This window comes from Streptomyces sp. NBC_00443 (assembly GCF_036014175.1).
Lineage (GTDB): Bacteria > Actinomycetota > Actinomycetes > Streptomycetales > Streptomycetaceae > Streptomyces.
Window position 1 is genome coordinate 8606586 of record NZ_CP107917.1, and the last position, 16888, is coordinate 8623473.

Consider the following 16888-nt stretch of genomic DNA (forward strand, 5'->3'; position numbering starts at 1 on the left):
GACTGTCGCATGGCAACCAGCGCGACGGACTCCGGCAGATGGTGTTCCGCGGCAGGAAGAGCGGTGCGACGATGCCGGAATGATCACATCCCCGGACCCGCTCGACGGGCCACCCACGAGCCGAAGGCTCCAACTGGAGACCCACGGCCTCGACGTGATCGCCGACGCCGAGCGCAAAGGCACGCCACGCACCCTGTTCTGGCCCTGGTTCGGGGCCAACGTGTCCATCCTGGGCCTGAGTTACGGCGCCTTCGCGCTCGGCTTCGGCATCTCCTTCTGGCAGGCCCTGGTCGCCGGGGTCGTCGGCATCGTCTTCTCGTTCCTGCTGTGCGGGTTCGTCGCGGTGGCCGGGAAACGCGGATCCGCGCCGACGATGGTCCTCGGTCGCGCCGCGTACGGGGTGCGCGGCAACCGCCTGCCGTCGGTGATCTCGTGGGTCCTCACCGTCGGCTGGGAGACCGTGCTCTGCGCCCTCGCCACCATGGCCACCGCCACCGTCTTCGGACGGCTCGGCTGGGGCGGCGGCACCGAGACCAAGGTGGTCGCACTCATCCTGGTCGCCGCGTTGACCGTGGTCGTGGGGGTCATGGGCTTCGACCTGATCATGCGGCTGCAGACCGTGATCACCGCGGTCACCGGCGTGCTCACCGTCGTGTACGTCGTCCTCGTCGCCGACGAGATCCACTGGTCCGTCGTCAGCGCCGTACCCACGGGCTCCGCTCAGGAGTTCATCGGCGCACTCGTCTTCATGATGACCGGCTTCGGCCTCGGCTGGGTCAACGCGGCCGCCGACTACTCCCGCTATCTGCCACGCAGCGCGTCGGGCAGGGGTGTGATCGGCTGGACCGCCTTCGGCGGCTCGCTGGCGCCGCTGCTCCTGCTGGTCTTCGGTCTCCTCCTGGCCGGCTCGTCCACCAAGCTCGGCGCTGCCGTCGCCGCGGACCCGATCGGCGCGCTGACGACGATCCTGCCGACCTGGTTCCTCGTCCCGTTCGCGGTCGTCGCGGTCCTCGGCCTGGTCGGCGGCGCGGTCCTCGACATCTACTCGTCCGGCCTGGCCCTGCTGTCGGCGGGCCTGCGCGTGCCGCGCTACGTGGCCGCGCTCGTCGACGGCGTCCTGATGATCGTGGGCTCGGTCTACATCGTGTTCTTCGCCGACGACTTCCTCGGCCCGTTCATGGGCTTCCTCACCACGCTCGGCGTCCCCATCGCCGCCTGGTGCGGCATCATGCTCGCCGACCTGACCCTGCGCCGCCGCGACTACGACGAACCCGACCTCTACCGCCCGAGCGGCCGCTACGGCGACGTACCGCTCACCCCGCTCCTCCTGACCCTCACCGCCACCGCCCTCGGATGGGGCCTGGTCACCAACTCGACGGCGAACTGGCTGGACTGGCAGGGCTACCTCCTGACCCCACTGGGCCTCGGCGGCCGATCCGGCTCCTGGGCCTACGCCAACCTCGGCGTCCTCGTGGCCCTCGCGCTCGGCTTCCTCGGCACCCTGGTGCTGCGTCGCGGACGCGTCCGTGCGCAGGAGGCGCAGGCACCGAGCCCCACGGCGGACAAGGGGGCGACGACCGCATGACCACGGGGCTGCTCACCGTCATCGACATGCAGCGCGTCTTCGCCGATCCCGACAGCCCCTGGGCCACCCCGCGATTCGCCGAAGCGGCGGAGGGCGTACGGCGGCTTCTGCCGGCCTTCGGGGACCGGGTCACGTTCACCCGATTTGTGGCACCCGAGAGCCCGAAGGGCGCCTGGCGGGCGTACTACGAGCAGTGGCCCTTCGCCCTGCAACCGCCCGACGCTCAACTCTGGCAGCTCACGGACGAGTTCGCGCCCCGCGCACGGCACGTGCTCGACGCCGCCACCTTCGGAAAATGGACCCCTGAACTCGCCCGACGCGCCACCTCGGCGGGCCGCCTCGTCCTGGCCGGCGTGAGCACCGACTGCTGCGTCCTGTCGACCGCCCTGGCCGCCGCCGACGCGGGCGTCGAGGTGCTTGTCGTCGCCGACGCCTGCGCGGGCGTGGATGACGAGTCGCACGCCAAGGCATTGCACGTGCTGGACCTGTACCGGCCGTTGATCCGGGTGACGTCGGTCGCCGAACTGCTGCGGGAGACGACCTGAGTCACCCGCAGCAGTTCGGCCGCCTCGGGTGGTCACGGCTCCGAGGTCTCGGATTCCAGGGAGGCACGGGTCGCCTTGCCGTAGACGCCGGACTCGTCGCTGAGGATGACGCGCGTGAGTTGGTAGGTGCGGACCGAGCCTTCCACCCCGCGGTCGTAGTCGCCGTCGATGTCCCCGGCGTAGAGGCCCATCTGGCGCAGGCGCAGCTGGAGTTCGGTGACCTCGGGCCCTTGATCCCCGAGGCGGAGGACCGGGGACTGACCTTCCGGGGCGGTGGGTTCGGGGGCGGCTGAGCCGGCGCCGGCGCTGGAGGGGGCCGCGGTGGAGGTGGCGGCGGAGTTGGCCCTGGTTGCCGGGCTGTCGGTCGGGGGCGTACTGGGCGAGGACGTCGGGCTCGGAGCCGGCGATGCGGTGGCCGTGGCGGCGGACTGGCCCTCGGGGGATGTGCCGTCCTCGGTGGAGCTGTCCGGAACGGGCGCCCGAACGTCGTCGGACGTGGCCCGGGCCCGGGAGGGGCTGTCGTAGAGGCGGAGCCCGCCCAGGGCGGCACCGGTCAGCAGGACGACCAGGGCGACGCCTGCTACGGCGATCAGAAGGGGGCGGCGGTTGCGTGAGGGGCCTTGCAGGGTTTCCACGCCGGGGGCGGGGACAGGGGACGTGGGGCTGTCGTCCGTGTCCCCGGCGTCCAGGGTGTTCCCGGTGTCCCCTTGTGATGCCGAGTCCCTTGATATCTCCAAGTCGCCTGAACCTGGCGGTACTTCGTCGTCGTCCCCTGAATCTGGAGGTACTTCGTCCTCGGTCGCCCGGCTCGCCCCGGCATCGTCGCCGAGCTCCACGAACCGTCGAATCCGCAGCGGAGCGAAGTCCTCTGCTGCCGCCGCCTCCGCTGTGCGCGCGTCCCGGCGGGCGTCGGAGGCGAGGCGGGCGCAGGAGCAGGCCGGAGTTCCGTCCGATGCCCGGGGTGTGTCGCACTCCGGGCAGAGGAGGCTGTTCGGTTCGCTCATGTGGGGTCTCTCTCCGTGCAGGATCCTGAGTCCAGGCATATGTCCTGCACATAATCTCCATCACCCCGGGTGTGGGTGGAACCGGGGCCTCCGGACCGACCGGATCAAGCCGGGCGAGGACGCTGCGTGCGGATGGTTGCCGCTACCGCGACCGGCGCGGCGACGTCCCGGCGGTGGGCCGGTCGAGGTGGGCGGTGAACCAGTCGCGGGCCAGTTCGGCGACGGTGGTGAGGGTGCCGTGTTCCTCGAAGAGGTGGGTGGCGCCCGGTACGACGGCGATCCGGTGTTCGCAGTGCATCCGGTCGGCGGCCAGGCGGTTGAGGCTGAGCACCTGGGTGTCGCGGCTGCCGACGATGAGCAGGGTCGGCGCCCGCAGGCGGGTCAGCGCCGCCGGCGTGGCCAGGTCGGGGCGGCCGCCGCGGGAGACGACGGAGCGGATGCCGGAGCCGGACAGTGCGGCGGCCTCCAGTGCCGCGGCGGCCCCGGTACTGGCCCCGAAGTAGGCGACGGGCAGGCCGGTTTCAGCGCGCAGCCACAGGGACGCCGCGTGCAGGCGGCGGGCGAGCAGGAAGATGTCGAAGACGTTGTGCCGGTCGTGGGCCTCGTCGTCGCTGAGCAGGTCGAGCAGCAGCGTGGCCAGACCGGCGCGGTTGAGGGCGGAGGCGACGTAGCGGTTGCGCGGGCTGTGCCGGCCGCTGCCGCTGCCGTGCGCGAACGCCACGGCCGCGGGGGCCTCGTCCGGCACGACCAGGTGGGCGCCCAGCCGGGCCCCCGCGGCGGGGATCAGCACGTCCCGGTCCGGCCGTGACGACGGTGCCCCCTCGGGGGACTGCCCGGCGGGGAGCGGGGTGTGGAGCGGGCGGCCTCGGCGAGCAGGTACGTGACCTCGGCGTCCGAGGTCTGCGCGAAGTTCCGGTACCAGGCGCCGACCGAGCCGAGGGCCCGCAGCGGCTGCGGACACACCACCTCGTCGGCGGCCCGCCGCAGTCGGGCGACGCTGTGAGTGGGACCGACGGGCACGGCGAGGACGACCCGGGCCGCGCCCTGGCCTCGTACGACCCGGCAGGCCGCCTCCGCCGTAGCGCCGGTGGCGAGCCCGTCGTCCACCACGACCGCGACACGCCCCGCGACCGGCAGCGCGGCCCGGCCCTGCCGGTACTCGCGCACACGCCGCTCCAGCTCGGCCCGCTCCGCTCGCTCCACGGCGTTCTGCTCGGCGACGTCCAGCCCGGCCTCGCTGATCACGTCCTGGTTGAGGACGCGGACACCGTGCTCGCCGATCGCGCCGAACCCCCACTCCGGCTGCCGGGGCACGCCCAGCTTGCGCACCACCAGCACATCCAGCGGGGCGCCGAGATGCCGGGCCACTTCGGCCGCCACGGGCATCCCGCCTCGCGGCAGCCCCAGCACCACCACGTCCTGACCGCGCCACTCCTCCAGCGTCTCGGCCAGCAGCCGCCCGGCCGCCCTGCGATCGTCGTACCGCATACGCCGCCTCCCGCGCCCACGAGGGCGGGAGCCTGTCCTTACCTCTTCAGGCTACGACTGTTCGCCCGCCGTGGATGCCGGGCTGCCGACGGTGTGCGGACGGCCCACGCACGAGGCCTCACCCGCAGTCGCCCCCTGCGCTGGCAGGGCCAATTTTCGATTGCGCTCGCCGCCCGGACCGCGGCATCGTTCCCGAACACTTCCCGACCCCGAGGAGGTCCACCGGTGCCCGACGTTCCGCCCCACCGCCTGGCCCTCCTCGGAGGCGGCTTCTCCACCGAGGACGACGGCCTGCTCGACGACTGGGTCCTCGGACACGCGCGCACGCCCCGGCCGAAGGTCTGTTTTCTGCCCACCGCGAGCGGTGATGCCCCGGCGTACGCGGAGAGGTTCCTGACCGCGTTCCGCACGCGCCCCTCCTGCGCTCCCTCCGTCCTGCCACTCTTCCGACGGACACTCGACGACGAGGACCTGCGCGCCCACCTGCTTGCCCAGGACGTCGTCTACGTCGGCGGCGGAAACACCGCGAACCTGCTCGCCGTATGGCGCGTGCACGGAGTGGACCGGCTTCTGCGCGAGGCCTACGACCGCGGCACCCTGCTGTGCGGCATCAGCGCGGGCGCCAACTGCTGGGCCGAGGCCTCCCACACCGACTCCTTCGGCCCGCTGACCTCCCTGCCGGACGGCTTGGGGCTGCTGCCGGGCTCGGTCTGCCCGCACTACGACAGCGAACCGGGACGCCGGTCCTCGTACGGAGCGGTGGTGGGGAGCGGAGCGCTACCCGCCGGGTGGGCGCTGGACGACGGAACCGGGGCCCTCTTCACGGACGGCCGCCTCACGGAGGCGGTCACGCGTGCGTCGGGTGCACTCGTGTACCGGGTGGAGGCGGACGACGGAGGTGGGGGTGTCGTCCAGGAGCGGGCTCTGCCCTGTCGTCGTCTGTCCCGTACGCCGGATGCGGGAGGCTTGCTGCCATGACCGAATCCAGAGCCTCGGCGTCCCCCGTGGAGATCCACGCCTACCTCGTCGAGCAGCTGAACCGCGTGCTTCGGCGGCCCGGGATGTTCGGGGGCGAGACGGCGCTGTGGATGGTGGTGGACCATCTGCTGTTCGTGGAGGGGCAGCCCAAGGCGTGGTACGAGGAGAGGGAGCGTCTCGCCGAGCGTGGGTGCTGGGACGCGCTCGGAGTTCGAGGGGTGTTTCGCCAGCTGATCCCCGGTCGCGACTACGACAGCGGAACAGCCTCGGTCCTCGCCGAGTTCGCGCATCGACGCGGCTGGCTGAAGCCTGACCGGGTCCTCGACGGTCAGGAGTACGAGGCCCTTGTCGGCCGAGTTCGCCAGTGGGCCGGGCAGGACCGGGTGTGGTCGGACGTGGTCTCCGAGTTCGGGGAACCCTCGGTGCTGTTCGGTGGAAACAACCCGCTGTACGGCAAGACACTCGGCTACGTCACTGGGGACACCGGCCGGCCGATCGTCCATTTCCACCTCTGGAACGGCAGCCGGAACGCAGACGAACCGTCGTGGCCGCCCGCGCACGAGGAACCGCTCCTGTTCGCCGTCCGCTTCGGGGACGGTCCGTTCCGCGAGACCTTCACGTTCACCCCGGAAGGACGCCGGCTGCGGCCGGCCGCGGAAGGGCAGTGCTGAGCCGGTTCCCCCGGGGGCTCGGCAGCTTGGCGATTTCCGGTCGGTACCCGTGGACAGTTGCCGTGTTCAATCACTTGGTAGCGCGTCACGCATCACGGCACGAACGGACGGCCCCACACGTCAGGAGGCATCGTGATCGCCGCTCCCGAGCCCGGACTGACCGAACGTGACATCGTCGAACGGGCCGTGAACCTGCGGCCCGTGCTGCTGGAGCGTCAGCCGGAGACCGAACGGCTGACGCACTACCCCAAGGACACCCACGACGACTTTCTGCGGGCCGGTTTCTACCGGATGCTTCAGCCGCGCCGCTACGGCGGCTACGAGTTCGGTCTGCCCACCTTCTACCGCGTGGTCACCGAGATCGCTCGCGGCTGTCCCTCCACCGGCTGGGCCCTGTCGCTCACGGCCGCCCACGTCCTCCAGGCCGCCTCGGTCTTCGAGGAGAGGGCGCAGGACGAGATCTTCGGCGCGGACGGCGACTTCCGTGCCGCCTCCACCGTCGCGCCCATCGGCGTCGCCCGGCCCGACGGCGACGGCCATGTCGTCCTGGACGGCACCTGGCCGTACTCCTCGGGCGCCCCCTACTCCACCCACTACGTCGGCCAGAGCCTGCGCGCCCCCGACCGCGACGGCGCCCCGCCCGGACCTCCGGTGCTGTTCGTCGCACCGCGCTCGGTGTGGACGGTGCTCGACGACTGGCACGGCGTCCTGGGGCTGCGCGGCAGCGGCTCCAACAGCATCCACATGGAACAGGCCCGCATCCCCGCGTATCTCACCCGCGAGGCGAGCCTGCTCGACCTGCCCGTCGAGGGCGGCAGCGCCGGGTCCGTCCTGCACGGCAACCCCATGTACGCCGGGCGGGCGCCGAGCTTCTTCCATGGCGAACTGGCCGCCATCATGATCGGCACCGCGTACGCCGCCGCAGACGAGTACGCCCGGGTCGTCACCGACCGCCCCCTCATTCTCGAACCCGGCCGCACCCGGGCCGAACTCCACGACTACCAGCGGCACCTCGGCGAAGCCCTCGGAGTCATCCACACGGCCGAGGCGGCGCTGCAACGCACCGCCGAGGAATGGATGGAGACCTGTCACCGCAACGCCACCGGCGGCCCGCCCTTCACCACCGCCGAGGACAACCGCCTCGCGCTCATGTTCCTGAACGCGGGCCGCATGACCTGGGACGTCCTCCAGGGCAGCCTCTTCCGCACCGCAGGTTCCCGGCACGCGCGCGACGGCGAGCGGATGCAGCGCTACTTCCGGGACGCGGCCACGTACTGGACCCACGTGGGCGCCGGCATGGCCGAGCCCCTCGCCCGCCGCGTCGGCTGCGACCGCCTGGGACAGCCGTCCGACCACATTCCGTTGATCCCCTGAGTCCGCCGCCCGGTGTTCCCCTGAGGAGGACCCTCTGACCAGCATTGCCATCCCCTGGACGGCGATAGGAATGCTCCGGTCCGGATCGGGTACGCGAGCAGGGCCGCACCAGGTCGATCACGTCCCGGGCGGCCCGCACTACCGCCGCTACCAGGGGATTTGTCATGGAGACACCAGCGAACGACAACACCGCCACACCGGCCCGGCGTGCGCTGGACGCGCTGGCCGGGAACAGCGAGGACAGGACGGCGATGGACACGCTCGCGAGCAGCGACGTCCTCGTCCCCGTCCCCGACGACGCCAATGAGCAGGACGCCATCGACCCCGGCGCAGTGGCGCTGCCGGTCATCGAGCGGTCGGACGGCGAGCCGGTCGTCCCCGTCTTCACCTCCGAGCCGGCGATGGCCGAGCTGCTGCCCTTCGTCTCCCGTTACCGCGTGGTACCGCTGGGCGCACTCGCCTCGCAATGGCCGTCCGAGGACCTGGCCCTGACCATAGACGCCGGCTCCTCACACCCGCTGACCCTGACGTCGGAGGGCGTGCGGACCCTGCTGGCGCGGCCCTAGCACCGACGACGAGCGGTCACAGGGCTCCGACGGAGAAATGAAGACATGAACGTGAAGGGGACGAGTGGCACCCCAGCCGCTCGTCCCCTTCACGCTGTGGCATCCCAGCCGCCACCGGCGGCACCCGAAACGGCCCCGGACGGCGGGTGAAGGTCGGCCGGAACTGCTCCCCGCCACGGGGTGCCTCAGCCCTGCGGAGAGGGAAGATCCCACCGGGAGGGCCGACGTGAAAAGGGTGGGGGGTCGTCTTGAGGTTCGTCCTGCTCGGTACCGCCGCCGGAGGCGGGTTTCCACGCTGGAACTGCGCCTGCGCGCGATGCGCCGCCGCCCGCGACGGCAAGCTGCCCGCGCGCGGCCCGGAATGCGCGGCCGTCACCGGAAACTCCCGCGACTGGTGGCTGCTGAACACCTCGCCCGACATCCGCGCCCAGCTCACCGCGGCCTCCGCCCTGTGGCCCAGCCCGCGGCACACTCCCGTACGGGGAGTGCTGCTGACCGACGCCGAGGCGAATCACGTGGCGGGCCTGGCCGTGCTGCGTGACGTGCCCGGGCTGAAGACATACGCCGCCCCGCCCGTCCTCACCGCCCTGGCCCCGGCGCGGACGGCCCTCGACCGTCACGACCCGTGGGAGTGGGCGGACAGCCTGACGGAGGGCGGGTTCGTGCTGGCCGGCGGTCTGGTCGTCACGGCCCACCCCGTCGTGGATGAACCGCCGGCCTACGTACCGGCCGCCCGGTCGTCCGACGTCCGCTGGGTGACGGCGTACCGCATCGAGGACCTGGCGACCGGCGGCGTCCTCGTGTACGCGCCCCGCCTGCGCACCTGGAGCGTGCTGCTGGACGACCTGATCGAGACGGCGGACTGCGTCGTCATGGACGGCACGCACTTCGCGCCGGACGAGACACCGCGGGCCGGGCGCCGACTGTCCGTCTCGGGGCCGGCCGGCAGCCTCGCCGCCCTGACCCGGCACCCGCACGCCCGTCGGATCTACACCCACCTGACCGACACGAATCCCCTGCTCGACCCCGCCTCGGCGGCTCGTGCACAGGTGTCCGAGGCGGGCGTGGAAGTGCTTCCGGACGGCACCGAGTTCGTGATCTGACGCCCGGCGCCGAGGTCCTGGGCCGGCAGTCCGTCGTCCGACTCCGGCCTCAGCCGCTCAGCATCCGCGCCAGCACGTCCCGCTGCAGCGGCAGTACCTCGGCGTGCAGGTCACGCCCTTTGCGGGTGAGGGTGACGTACACGCCGCGCCGGTCCTCCGCGCAGACGGATCGCTCCACGAGGCCGTCCTTCTCCAGCCGCCCTATGAGCCGGGACAGTGCGCTCTGGCTGAGGTGAACCCGGCCGACCAGGTTCTGCACCCGGCACTGCTCGCCCTCCTTGGGGGCCGCCGCCGCGAGGATGTCGAGCACCTCGAAGTCGCTCGCGCCCAGGCCGTGCGGGTGCAGCACGCGGTCGATCTCGCACATCGTGCGCGCGTGCACCGAGAGGATGTCCCGCCACCGTTCCTCGAGCCCGGCGTCGGCCGTCTTCACTGCCATACCTGGCACGGTAGCACCGATCCGGCCATTTGTTGCCTGTGCAACTAGTGCGCGCGCACGGAATCGTGGGCGAGCTCCGGGGCAGGTCCCCGGGCAGGTCTCAGCCGGGCGCGTCCTGAAGCAGCCCGACGAGATTGCCGTCCGCGTCCTTCACGGAGGCGATCAGCCTGCCGCCACCGACGTCGTGGACGTCCTGCAGCATCTCGGCACCCGCCTCCCGCAGGGCGGCGATGCTCGTCCTGATGTCGTCGACGTGCCAGTAGGGGACCGGACCGGTCATGCCCTTCGCGTGTCCGTTGGGGTCGAGACCGACGTCCTGTCCGGCGTCCTTGAAGCCGACGTAGTACGGCTCGTCCGCATACGGTTCCGTGCCCAGCAGGGCCCTGAACAGGCTCTTCGCCTGGTCCAGGTCCTTGACGGGGTAGATGATCGTGTTGACTCCGGCGGTCATGACGTCCTCCTGACGTGAAGTGTGCTCGACGGTGTTCGTCGGTGGTTTCACGCTAGGGCGGGGCAGTCCGGGAACGCTTCTTCATTCCTGACCGGTCACCGACCTCACTGTCCGTTCGCAGACGGAGGGCGCGCCGACGGCCGTGTCGCCGTGCAGCGCGCCCACGCGGGCCGCTCGCGACTACGTCGACTCCCGCTTCACCAGCTCCGTAGGCAGGATCACCGCCGCCGGGTCCTCGCCGCCGATCTGCGCGAGCAGCAGCCGTACCATCTCGGCGCTGACACGGTCGTAGGGCTGGCGGATCGTCGTGAGGGCGGGGGTGGCCTCCGTCGCCGCGGCGGAGTCGTCGAAGCCGCCCACGGCCACGTCCTCCGGCACCCGGCGGCCGGCCCGGTGCAGCGCGGCCAGGGCGCCCTGTGCCATCAGGTCGGACGCCACGAACAAGGCGTCCATGTCGAGGGCCTGCGCCAGCAGCCGCTCGGTGCCCGCCTCGCCGCTGGCGCGGCTGTAGTCGCCGGAGACGACGAGCCGCTCGTCGATCTCGATGCCCGCCTCAGTGAGCACCTCCTTGTAGCCGGCGAGCCGGTCGACACCGCCCGGCGTGTCCAGCGGACCGCTCACCACCCCGATCCGGCGACGGCCCACGGACAGCAGGTGGCGCACCATGTCACGGGCGCCGTCCCGGTCGTCCGCCGCCACGTAACTCACCTTGGAGCCGGGCCCCATGGGCTTGCCGCACTGGACGAGCGGCACACCCGCCTCGCGCAGTTCGTCGGCGACCCGGTCACCGGAGTGGCTGGACACCAGCAGCACCCCGTCCACGTGCCCCGCTGTGATGTACCGCGTGATGCGCCGCCGTTCGTCCTTCGTGCCGGCCAGCATCAGCAGCAACGGGATGTCGTGCGCGGCCAGCGCCTGCGTGCAACCGCTCAGCAGGACGTTGAAGTTGGGGTCCTCGAAGAACCTCTCCTGCGGCTCGGTCAGCAGGAAGCCGATCGAGTCCGAACGCCCCGTGATCAGTGAGCGGGCATGCCGGTTGACGACGTAACCCGTCCTGCGGATCGCCGCGTTGACCGCCTCCTGCGCGGTCGGGCTGACGTAGTGCCCGCCGTTGAGCACGCGCGAGACCGTGCCCCGTGAGACTCCGGCCTCGCGCGCCACGTCGTGGATCGTCGGCGGCCTGCGTCGGCCCCCCGTGTTGCTCATGGTCATGACTTTACGGCTCCTGAGAGCAGATCCAGGCTCCAGAACCGCTGGATGACCAGGAAGAGCGCGACCAGCGGGAACACCGCCAGGAATGCGCCGGTGATCACCAACGTGTACAGCGCCGGGGTGTTGGCGCCCTGTTCGAGGAGCGTGTAGAGACCGAGAGTGATCGGGAACTTCTCGTCGTCGCTGAGCATGATGTACGGGAGCAGGAAGTTGTTCCAGATCGCCACGAACTGGAAGAGGAACACCGTCACCATGCCCGGCACCATCATCGGCAGCGCGACCCGCGTGAAGATCCGCCACTCGCTCGCCCCGTCCATCCGCCCGGCCTCGACGACGTCCGCGGGGACGGCGGCGGCCGCGTAGATCCGCGAGAGGTAGACGCCGTACGGCGAGAGGATCTGCGGAAGCAGCACGGACAGGTACGAGTCCGTGAGGTCGGCCTTCGCCAGCAGCAGGTACTGCGGGATGGCGAGGATGACCGGCGGCATCAGTACGCCCGCCAGCAGCACGTTGAAGATCGTCTCGCGGCCCGGGAAGCGGTAGATGGCCAGCGCGTAGCCACTGAACGCCGAGACGACCGTCGACAGCAGGGCGCCGAGACCGGCGTACAGGGCGGAGTTGCCCATCCACTGCCAGTAGACGCCGTCGCGGTAGGCGCTCAGTTCCGCGAAGTTGTCGGCGAAGCCCGTGCCCGGCAGGAACGTGAACGTGGAGAACAGCTCGCTGCCGGACTTCGTCGCCGCGATCACCACCCAGGCGACCGGCAGCAGGCAGTACACCGCGCCGAGCAGCAGCGTGACCGTCGGGATCAGTGCGATCCGGCGGCGCAGCGGCGGGCGATTCCGGACGGTGCCGGGGGCGGTGCCGGCGGCCGGGCCGGTCTTGCTCACAGCAAGAGAACTCATCGCGCTGCCTCCTGCTTGTTACGACGGTTCGCGGCCCGCAGGAAGCCGAAGGACAGCAGCAGCGTGGCCAGGGCGATGATCGTGGCCTGGGCGGCCGCCGCATGGATGTCGCCCTTGCCGAAGGCGTCCTGGTACACCTTCATCAGCGGACTCCACGTCGTGGACACGGAGTTGGTGAGCGGCTTGAGGGTGGTCGGCTCGTTGAACACCTGGAGTGTGGCGATGATCGAGAAGAAGAAGGTCAGCACCAGCGAGGGCGCCACCATCGGGATCTTGATCCGCAGCGCGATCTGCAGCGGCGTGGCACCGTCCAGCTTGGCCGCCTCGTACACCTCTGCCGGGATGGCCTGCAGCGAGGTGTAGATGACGATCATGTTGAAGCCGGTGCCGCCCCAGACCGCGATGTTCGACAGGGCGAGGTACAGCGGACCGCCGTCCAGCAGGTCCGGCTGCGGCATGCCAAGCCTGTCGAGCACGAAGTAGAACGGGCTGACGTCCGGCAGGTACAGAAAGCCCCACAGCAGCGCGGCCACCACGCCCGGGATGGCGTACGGCAGGAAGATCGCGAGCCGGGTGAAGGGCGCGAGCCGCACCTTCTCGGAGTCCAGCATCAGCGCGAACAGCAGGGCGAGGCCCAGCATCACCGGCACCACGATGCAGCCGTAGCCGAGCACGCGCAGGGCGCCGTCCAGCAACTCGCTGTCGGTGAGCGCGTCGGTGTAGTTCTCCAGTCCGGCCCAGACATCCTTGCGGGCGCCGGAGCCGAGCCCGAGTCCGGAGACCTGCACCTTTCGGAAGCTGAGCCAGATCGCGTAGCCGATGGGCAGGGCGAAGAAGAGCAGGAAGAGGGCGCTTGCGGGGAGGAGGAAGGCATACGGGGCCCCCTTCACCCCGTATGCCCTCCGGTTTGTGCTGGTCACTCGGAGACCTCGAAGCCCTGCTTCTCGAGGTCGGCGATCGTGTCGTCCTGCATGGTCTTCAGGGCGGCGGCGAAGTCCGACTTGTTCTTGGCGGCGGAGCCGAAGGCGTCCTTGAAGGTCGTGTACGCGACGTTCACGTTCGGGCCCCACGCGGACGGCGCCGTGCTCTCGGCGATCTCGGCGGCCTTCGTGTAGAAGTCGGGCTGGTTGGAGAAGTAGTCCGGCGGCGTGGTGAACGCGCCGCTGAGCTGGGCCGAGGTGGAGGCCGGGTAGATGCCGCTCTCCTTGGCGAGCGCGTTGAGCGCGTCGCCGTCGGTGTTCAGCCAGGCGGCGAACTTCGCGGCGGCCGCCTTGTGCCCGGAGTCGGTGGTGACGGCGGTGGAGGAACCGCCCCAGCTGCCGGTGACGTTGTCAGAGTCGGACCACTGGGGGAGCGGGGCCATGGCCCACTTGCCCTTGGTGTCGGGCGCGGCCGTGGTCAGGGTGCCCGGGGCCCACACGGCGCTGACCCAGGCGATCTGCTTGCCCGTGTTCAGCGTCTTGTTCCAGGCCGGGGTGTACATCGGCTGGTTGTCGACGGCGCCCTCCTTGACGAGGTCGCCCCAGAACTCGGCGACCTTCTGGGAGGCCGCGTCGTCGATGCCGACCTTCCACTTGTCGCCGGAGGTCGTCCACCACTTGGCGCCGGCCTGCTGGGCCAGCCCGGCGAAGAGGCCGGAGTCACTGGCCGAGAAGGTGGTCAGGTCCTTGTCCGGGGCCTTCTTCTTCAGCGCGCGTGCGGTCTCGGCGAACTCGTCCCAGGTGGCCGGGACCTTCAGGTCGTACTGCTTGAAGAGATCCTCGCGGTAGTAGAACATCATCGGCCCGATGTCCTGCGGGACCGCGTAGACCGCGTCCGTGCCCAGCGTCGTCTGCTGCCAGACCCCTCGGCGAACTTGCCCTTCGCGTCGCCGACCTCGCTCGCTATGTCGGCGACCGCGTCATTGCTGACGAGCGTCGGCAACGCCTGGTACTCGGCCTGGACCAGGTCGGGCGCCTTGCCCGCCTTGTGAGCGGTGAGGATCTTGGTGACGAGCGTGTCGCCGGACGCCTGCTTCTTCACGGTGACCGTGATCTGGTCCTTCTTGCCCTGGCCCTTGTTCCACAGGTCGACGACCTTGTCCATGCCGGGCGTCCAGGTCCAGTACGTCAGCGAGACGGGACCGGACTCGGCCTCGCTGTCGCTCCCGGACGAGCCGCACGCGGCGAGGGTCGTGGCGCCGAGGGCGACGGCGACGGACGTGGCTGCGCTTCTGACGAAGAGCCGCCGGCGCTTCGTGATGGGCATGGATCTCTCCCCTGACCTGGGGTCTCCGCCTGCTGCGAAGACCTGCCATGCTTCTGTGAGCGTTCACAGTAGAGAAACATCCCGGACACTTGTCAATGGTTGTTGCTGTGCGGTTATGTTGGGCTCGCATCACCGAGGATGTGTGTGCACGTTCCCAACTGATCGATAAATCGGGAGACATTCCATGCCGGAGACCACCCCCAGGGGCCTCACGAGGCTCGCCTTCGGTGGGGACTACAACCCCGAGCAGTGGCCGCAGAGCGTCTGGCAGGAGGACGTCCGGCTGATGCGGGAGGCCGGCGTCACGATGGTGAGCGTCGGGATCTTCTCCTGGGCCCTGCTGGAGCCGTCACCGGGGGCGTACGACTTCGGCTGGCTGGACCGCCTGTTCGACCTGCTGCACGAGAACGGCATCCGTGTCGACCTGGGCACCCCCACCGTCTGCCCGCCGGTGTGGTTCTCCCGCGCCCACCCCGAGGCCCTGCCCGTGACGGCGGAGGGCGTGCGCCACGAGTTCGGCTCGCGTGGGGCCATCTGCCACAGCAACGCCGACTACCGGGCGGCCGCCGCGAGCATCACCACCCGGCTCGCCGAACGCTACGGCGACCACCCGGCGCTGGCGATGTGGCACGTGCACAACGAGTACGGCGTCCCCGTCTCGGCCTGTTACTGCGACTCCTGCGCGGCACACTTCCGGCGCTGGCTGGAGTCGACGTACGGCACGGTCGAGTCCGTCAACGAGGCCTGGGGCACGGCCTTCTGGGGGCAGCGGTACGCGGACCTGGAGGAGATCAACCCGCCGCGCCTGACGCCGACGACCGTCAACCCGGCCCAGGCGCTGGACTACAAGCGCTTCGCCGACACCACCATGCGCGAGAACTTCCGTATGGAACGGGACATCCTGCACCGCCTCGCCCCGGGCGTCCCGGTGACGACCAACTTCATGACGGCCCTCAGCCAGTGCGACTCCGTCGACTACTGGGCCTGGGGCCGCGAAGTCGACATCGTCACCAACGACCACTACCTGATCACCGACGGCCGCCGCACCCACGTCAATCTCGCCATGGCCGCCGACCTGACCCGCTCGGTCGCCGGGGGAGCCCCCTGGATCCTGCTGGAGCACTCCACGTCGGGCGTCAACTGGCAGCCCCGCAACCCCGCCAAGGCCCCTGGCCAGATGGCCCGCAACTCCCTCGCCCACGTGGCGCGCGGCTCCGAGGGCGCCATGTTCTTCCAGTGGCGGCAGTCCCGGCGCGGCGCCGAGAAGTTCCACTCGGCGATGGTCCCGCACGGCGGCACCGGCACACGCGTATGGCGTGAGGTCGTCGAACTCGGCGCCGCTCTCGACTCGTTGGCCGCCGTGCGCGGCACCCGCACGCAGGCCGACGTGGCGATGCTGTGGGACTGGCACTCCTGGTGGGCGCAGAACCTCGACTGGCGCCCCAGCGAGGAGCATGACCCGCGCGAACGCGCCGACGCCTTCTACGAGGCGCTCTACGACCGCCACCTCACGGTCGACTTCGCCCACCCCGAAGCCGACTTGTCGAGGTATCCCCTTGTCGTCGTACCGGCCTCGTACCTGATGACCGAGGCGGCCGGGAGCAACCTCACGGAGTACGTCGAGAACGGTGGCACCCTCGTCGTGTCGTACTTCTCCGGCATCGTCGACGAGCACGACGCCGTGCACGAGGGCGCCTACCCCGGGCCCCTGCGTGACGTCCTCGGGCTGACCGTCGAGGAGTTCTCGCCGCTGCTCCAGGACCAGCTGGTACGCATCACCGGCCCGGACGGTTCCGAGCTCAGCGGCGACGTGTGGAGCGAGTTCGTCGTCCCGCGCGGCGCCGAGACCGTCTGGACGTACGCCGACGGCCTGACCGCGGGACACCCCGCCGTCACGCGGCACCGCCTCGGCGAGGGCACCGCCTGGTACGTCTCCACGCGCCTGGGCGCCGAGGGCCTCGACGCGCTGCTCGGCTGGGCGATCGAGGACGCGCAGGTCGCCCCGCGTGCCGACCTGCCCCGTGATGTCGAGGTCGTGCGCCGTACCGGCGAGTCAGGCAGCTACCTGTTCGCGATCAACCACACCGCGTCGGACGCCAAGGTGCCGCTGGAGGCGCCCGGCATCGAGCTGCTGACCGGCGAACGCGCCGCGGGCCGCCTCGAGGTCCCCGCGGGAGCCGTACGGGTCGTACGACTCGACGGCTGAGCCGACTCCCCTCCGCCCGCGCGTGCCACGAGCCGCGGGCGGAGGGGCTCCTCACCGCGGTTCCCCATCGCGGCGGTGAGGGATCCCCATCCCCATACGTCGAAGGGACGACGG

Annotated in this window: 16 protein-coding genes and 1 pseudogene; 8 read left to right on the forward strand and 9 right to left on the reverse strand. The window is 70.8% G+C overall.

Annotated features, from left to right (window positions below; all coding sequences use genetic code 11):
* Nucleotides 1-79 precede the first annotated feature (79 nt).
* Nucleotides 80-1585, forward strand: coding sequence for a purine-cytosine permease family protein (locus OHO27_RS39245; protein WP_328429682.1), 1506 nt, complete (start codon nucleotides 80-82; stop codon nucleotides 1583-1585).
* Entirely contained in the window at nucleotides 1582-2130 is a 549-nt protein-coding gene (locus OHO27_RS39250) for a cysteine hydrolase family protein (protein ID WP_328429683.1), read from the forward strand. Before OHO27_RS39245 ends, OHO27_RS39250 begins: the two co-directional genes overlap by 4 nt.
* Nucleotides 2131-2162: 32 nt before the next feature.
* Here OHO27_RS39250 and OHO27_RS39255 read toward each other — a convergent pair whose 3' ends face one another.
* The 3 genes from OHO27_RS39255 to OHO27_RS39265 all read right to left on the reverse strand — a co-directional run bounded on the left by OHO27_RS39255 (nucleotide 2163) and on the right by OHO27_RS39265 (nucleotide 4622).
* Nucleotides 2163-3134 (reverse strand): peptidoglycan-binding domain-containing protein, encoded by a 972-nt coding sequence (locus tag OHO27_RS39255; protein ID WP_328429684.1) that lies wholly within the window; start codon nucleotides 3132-3134, stop codon nucleotides 2163-2165.
* Between the two features lie 142 nt (nucleotides 3135-3276).
* Complete coding sequence (locus tag OHO27_RS39260) at nucleotides 3277-3924, reverse strand: dienelactone hydrolase family protein (RefSeq protein WP_328429685.1); 648 nt, start codon at nucleotides 3922-3924, stop codon at nucleotides 3277-3279.
* Nucleotides 3918-4622 (reverse strand): phosphoribosyltransferase, encoded by a 705-nt coding sequence (locus OHO27_RS39265; protein ID WP_328429686.1) that lies wholly within the window; start codon nucleotides 4620-4622, stop codon nucleotides 3918-3920. Before OHO27_RS39265 ends, OHO27_RS39260 begins: the two co-directional genes overlap by 7 nt.
* A gap of 225 nt (nucleotides 4623-4847) precedes the next feature.
* Here OHO27_RS39265 and OHO27_RS39270 point away from each other — a divergent pair, with 225 nt between their 5' ends.
* From OHO27_RS39270 to pqqB, 5 genes are all read left to right on the forward strand, one after another.
* Nucleotides 4848-5600, forward strand: coding sequence for a peptidase E (locus OHO27_RS39270; RefSeq protein WP_328429687.1), 753 nt, complete (start codon nucleotides 4848-4850; stop codon nucleotides 5598-5600).
* Complete coding sequence (locus OHO27_RS39275) at nucleotides 5597-6271, forward strand: hypothetical protein (protein WP_328429688.1); 675 nt, start codon at nucleotides 5597-5599, stop codon at nucleotides 6269-6271. Before OHO27_RS39270 ends, OHO27_RS39275 begins: the two co-directional genes overlap by 4 nt.
* 132 nt (nucleotides 6272-6403) lie before the next feature.
* Nucleotides 6404-7645: an acyl-CoA dehydrogenase family protein gene (locus tag OHO27_RS39280; RefSeq protein ID WP_328429689.1), complete on the forward strand. Its 1242-nt coding sequence runs from the start codon at nucleotides 6404-6406 to the stop codon at nucleotides 7643-7645.
* Nucleotides 7646-7809: 164 nt separating this feature from the next.
* Nucleotides 7810-8211, forward strand: coding sequence for an SseB family protein (locus OHO27_RS39285; RefSeq protein WP_328429690.1), 402 nt, complete (start codon nucleotides 7810-7812; stop codon nucleotides 8209-8211).
* A 248-nt stretch (nucleotides 8212-8459) separates the two neighbouring features.
* The gene (gene pqqB / locus OHO27_RS39290) at nucleotides 8460-9314 is read left to right on the forward strand and encodes a pyrroloquinoline quinone biosynthesis protein PqqB (protein ID WP_328429691.1); all 855 of its coding nucleotides are present in this window, start codon (nucleotides 8460-8462) and stop codon (nucleotides 9312-9314) included.
* 49 nt (nucleotides 9315-9363) lie between these two features.
* On the opposite strand, the gene OHO27_RS39295 is transcribed toward pqqB, so the two are convergent.
* The 6 genes and pseudogenes from OHO27_RS39295 to OHO27_RS39320 form a co-directional block, all read right to left on the reverse strand.
* Nucleotides 9364-9753: a MarR family winged helix-turn-helix transcriptional regulator gene (locus OHO27_RS39295; protein WP_328429692.1), complete on the reverse strand. Its 390-nt coding sequence runs from the start codon at nucleotides 9751-9753 to the stop codon at nucleotides 9364-9366.
* Nucleotides 9754-9853: 100 nt separating this feature from the next.
* A complete protein-coding gene (locus OHO27_RS39300; RefSeq protein ID WP_328429693.1) occupies nucleotides 9854-10204 on the reverse strand; it encodes a VOC family protein in 351 nt (116 codons plus the stop codon).
* Between the two features lie 180 nt (nucleotides 10205-10384).
* On the reverse strand, nucleotides 10385-11416 hold the full coding sequence (locus OHO27_RS39305) for a LacI family DNA-binding transcriptional regulator (protein ID WP_328429694.1): 1032 nt from the start codon (nucleotides 11414-11416) through the stop codon (nucleotides 10385-10387).
* The gene (locus OHO27_RS39310) at nucleotides 11413-12321 is read right to left on the reverse strand and encodes a carbohydrate ABC transporter permease (RefSeq protein ID WP_328429695.1); all 909 of its coding nucleotides are present in this window, start codon (nucleotides 12319-12321) and stop codon (nucleotides 11413-11415) included. Before OHO27_RS39310 ends, OHO27_RS39305 begins: the two co-directional genes overlap by 4 nt.
* Complete coding sequence (locus OHO27_RS39315; RefSeq protein ID WP_328429696.1) at nucleotides 12318-13241, reverse strand: carbohydrate ABC transporter permease; 924 nt, start codon at nucleotides 13239-13241, stop codon at nucleotides 12318-12320. The genes OHO27_RS39310 and OHO27_RS39315 overlap by 4 nt, the downstream gene beginning before the upstream one ends.
* Nucleotides 13238-14568, reverse strand: a pseudogene (locus tag OHO27_RS39320) (ABC transporter substrate-binding protein). Before OHO27_RS39320 ends, OHO27_RS39315 begins: the two are co-directional and overlap by 4 nt.
* A 184-nt stretch (nucleotides 14569-14752) precedes the next feature.
* Here OHO27_RS39320 and OHO27_RS39325 point away from each other — a divergent pair.
* On the forward strand, nucleotides 14753-16774 hold the full coding sequence (locus OHO27_RS39325) for a beta-galactosidase (protein WP_328429697.1): 2022 nt from the start codon (nucleotides 14753-14755) through the stop codon (nucleotides 16772-16774).
* Nucleotides 16775-16888 lie beyond the last annotated feature (114 nt).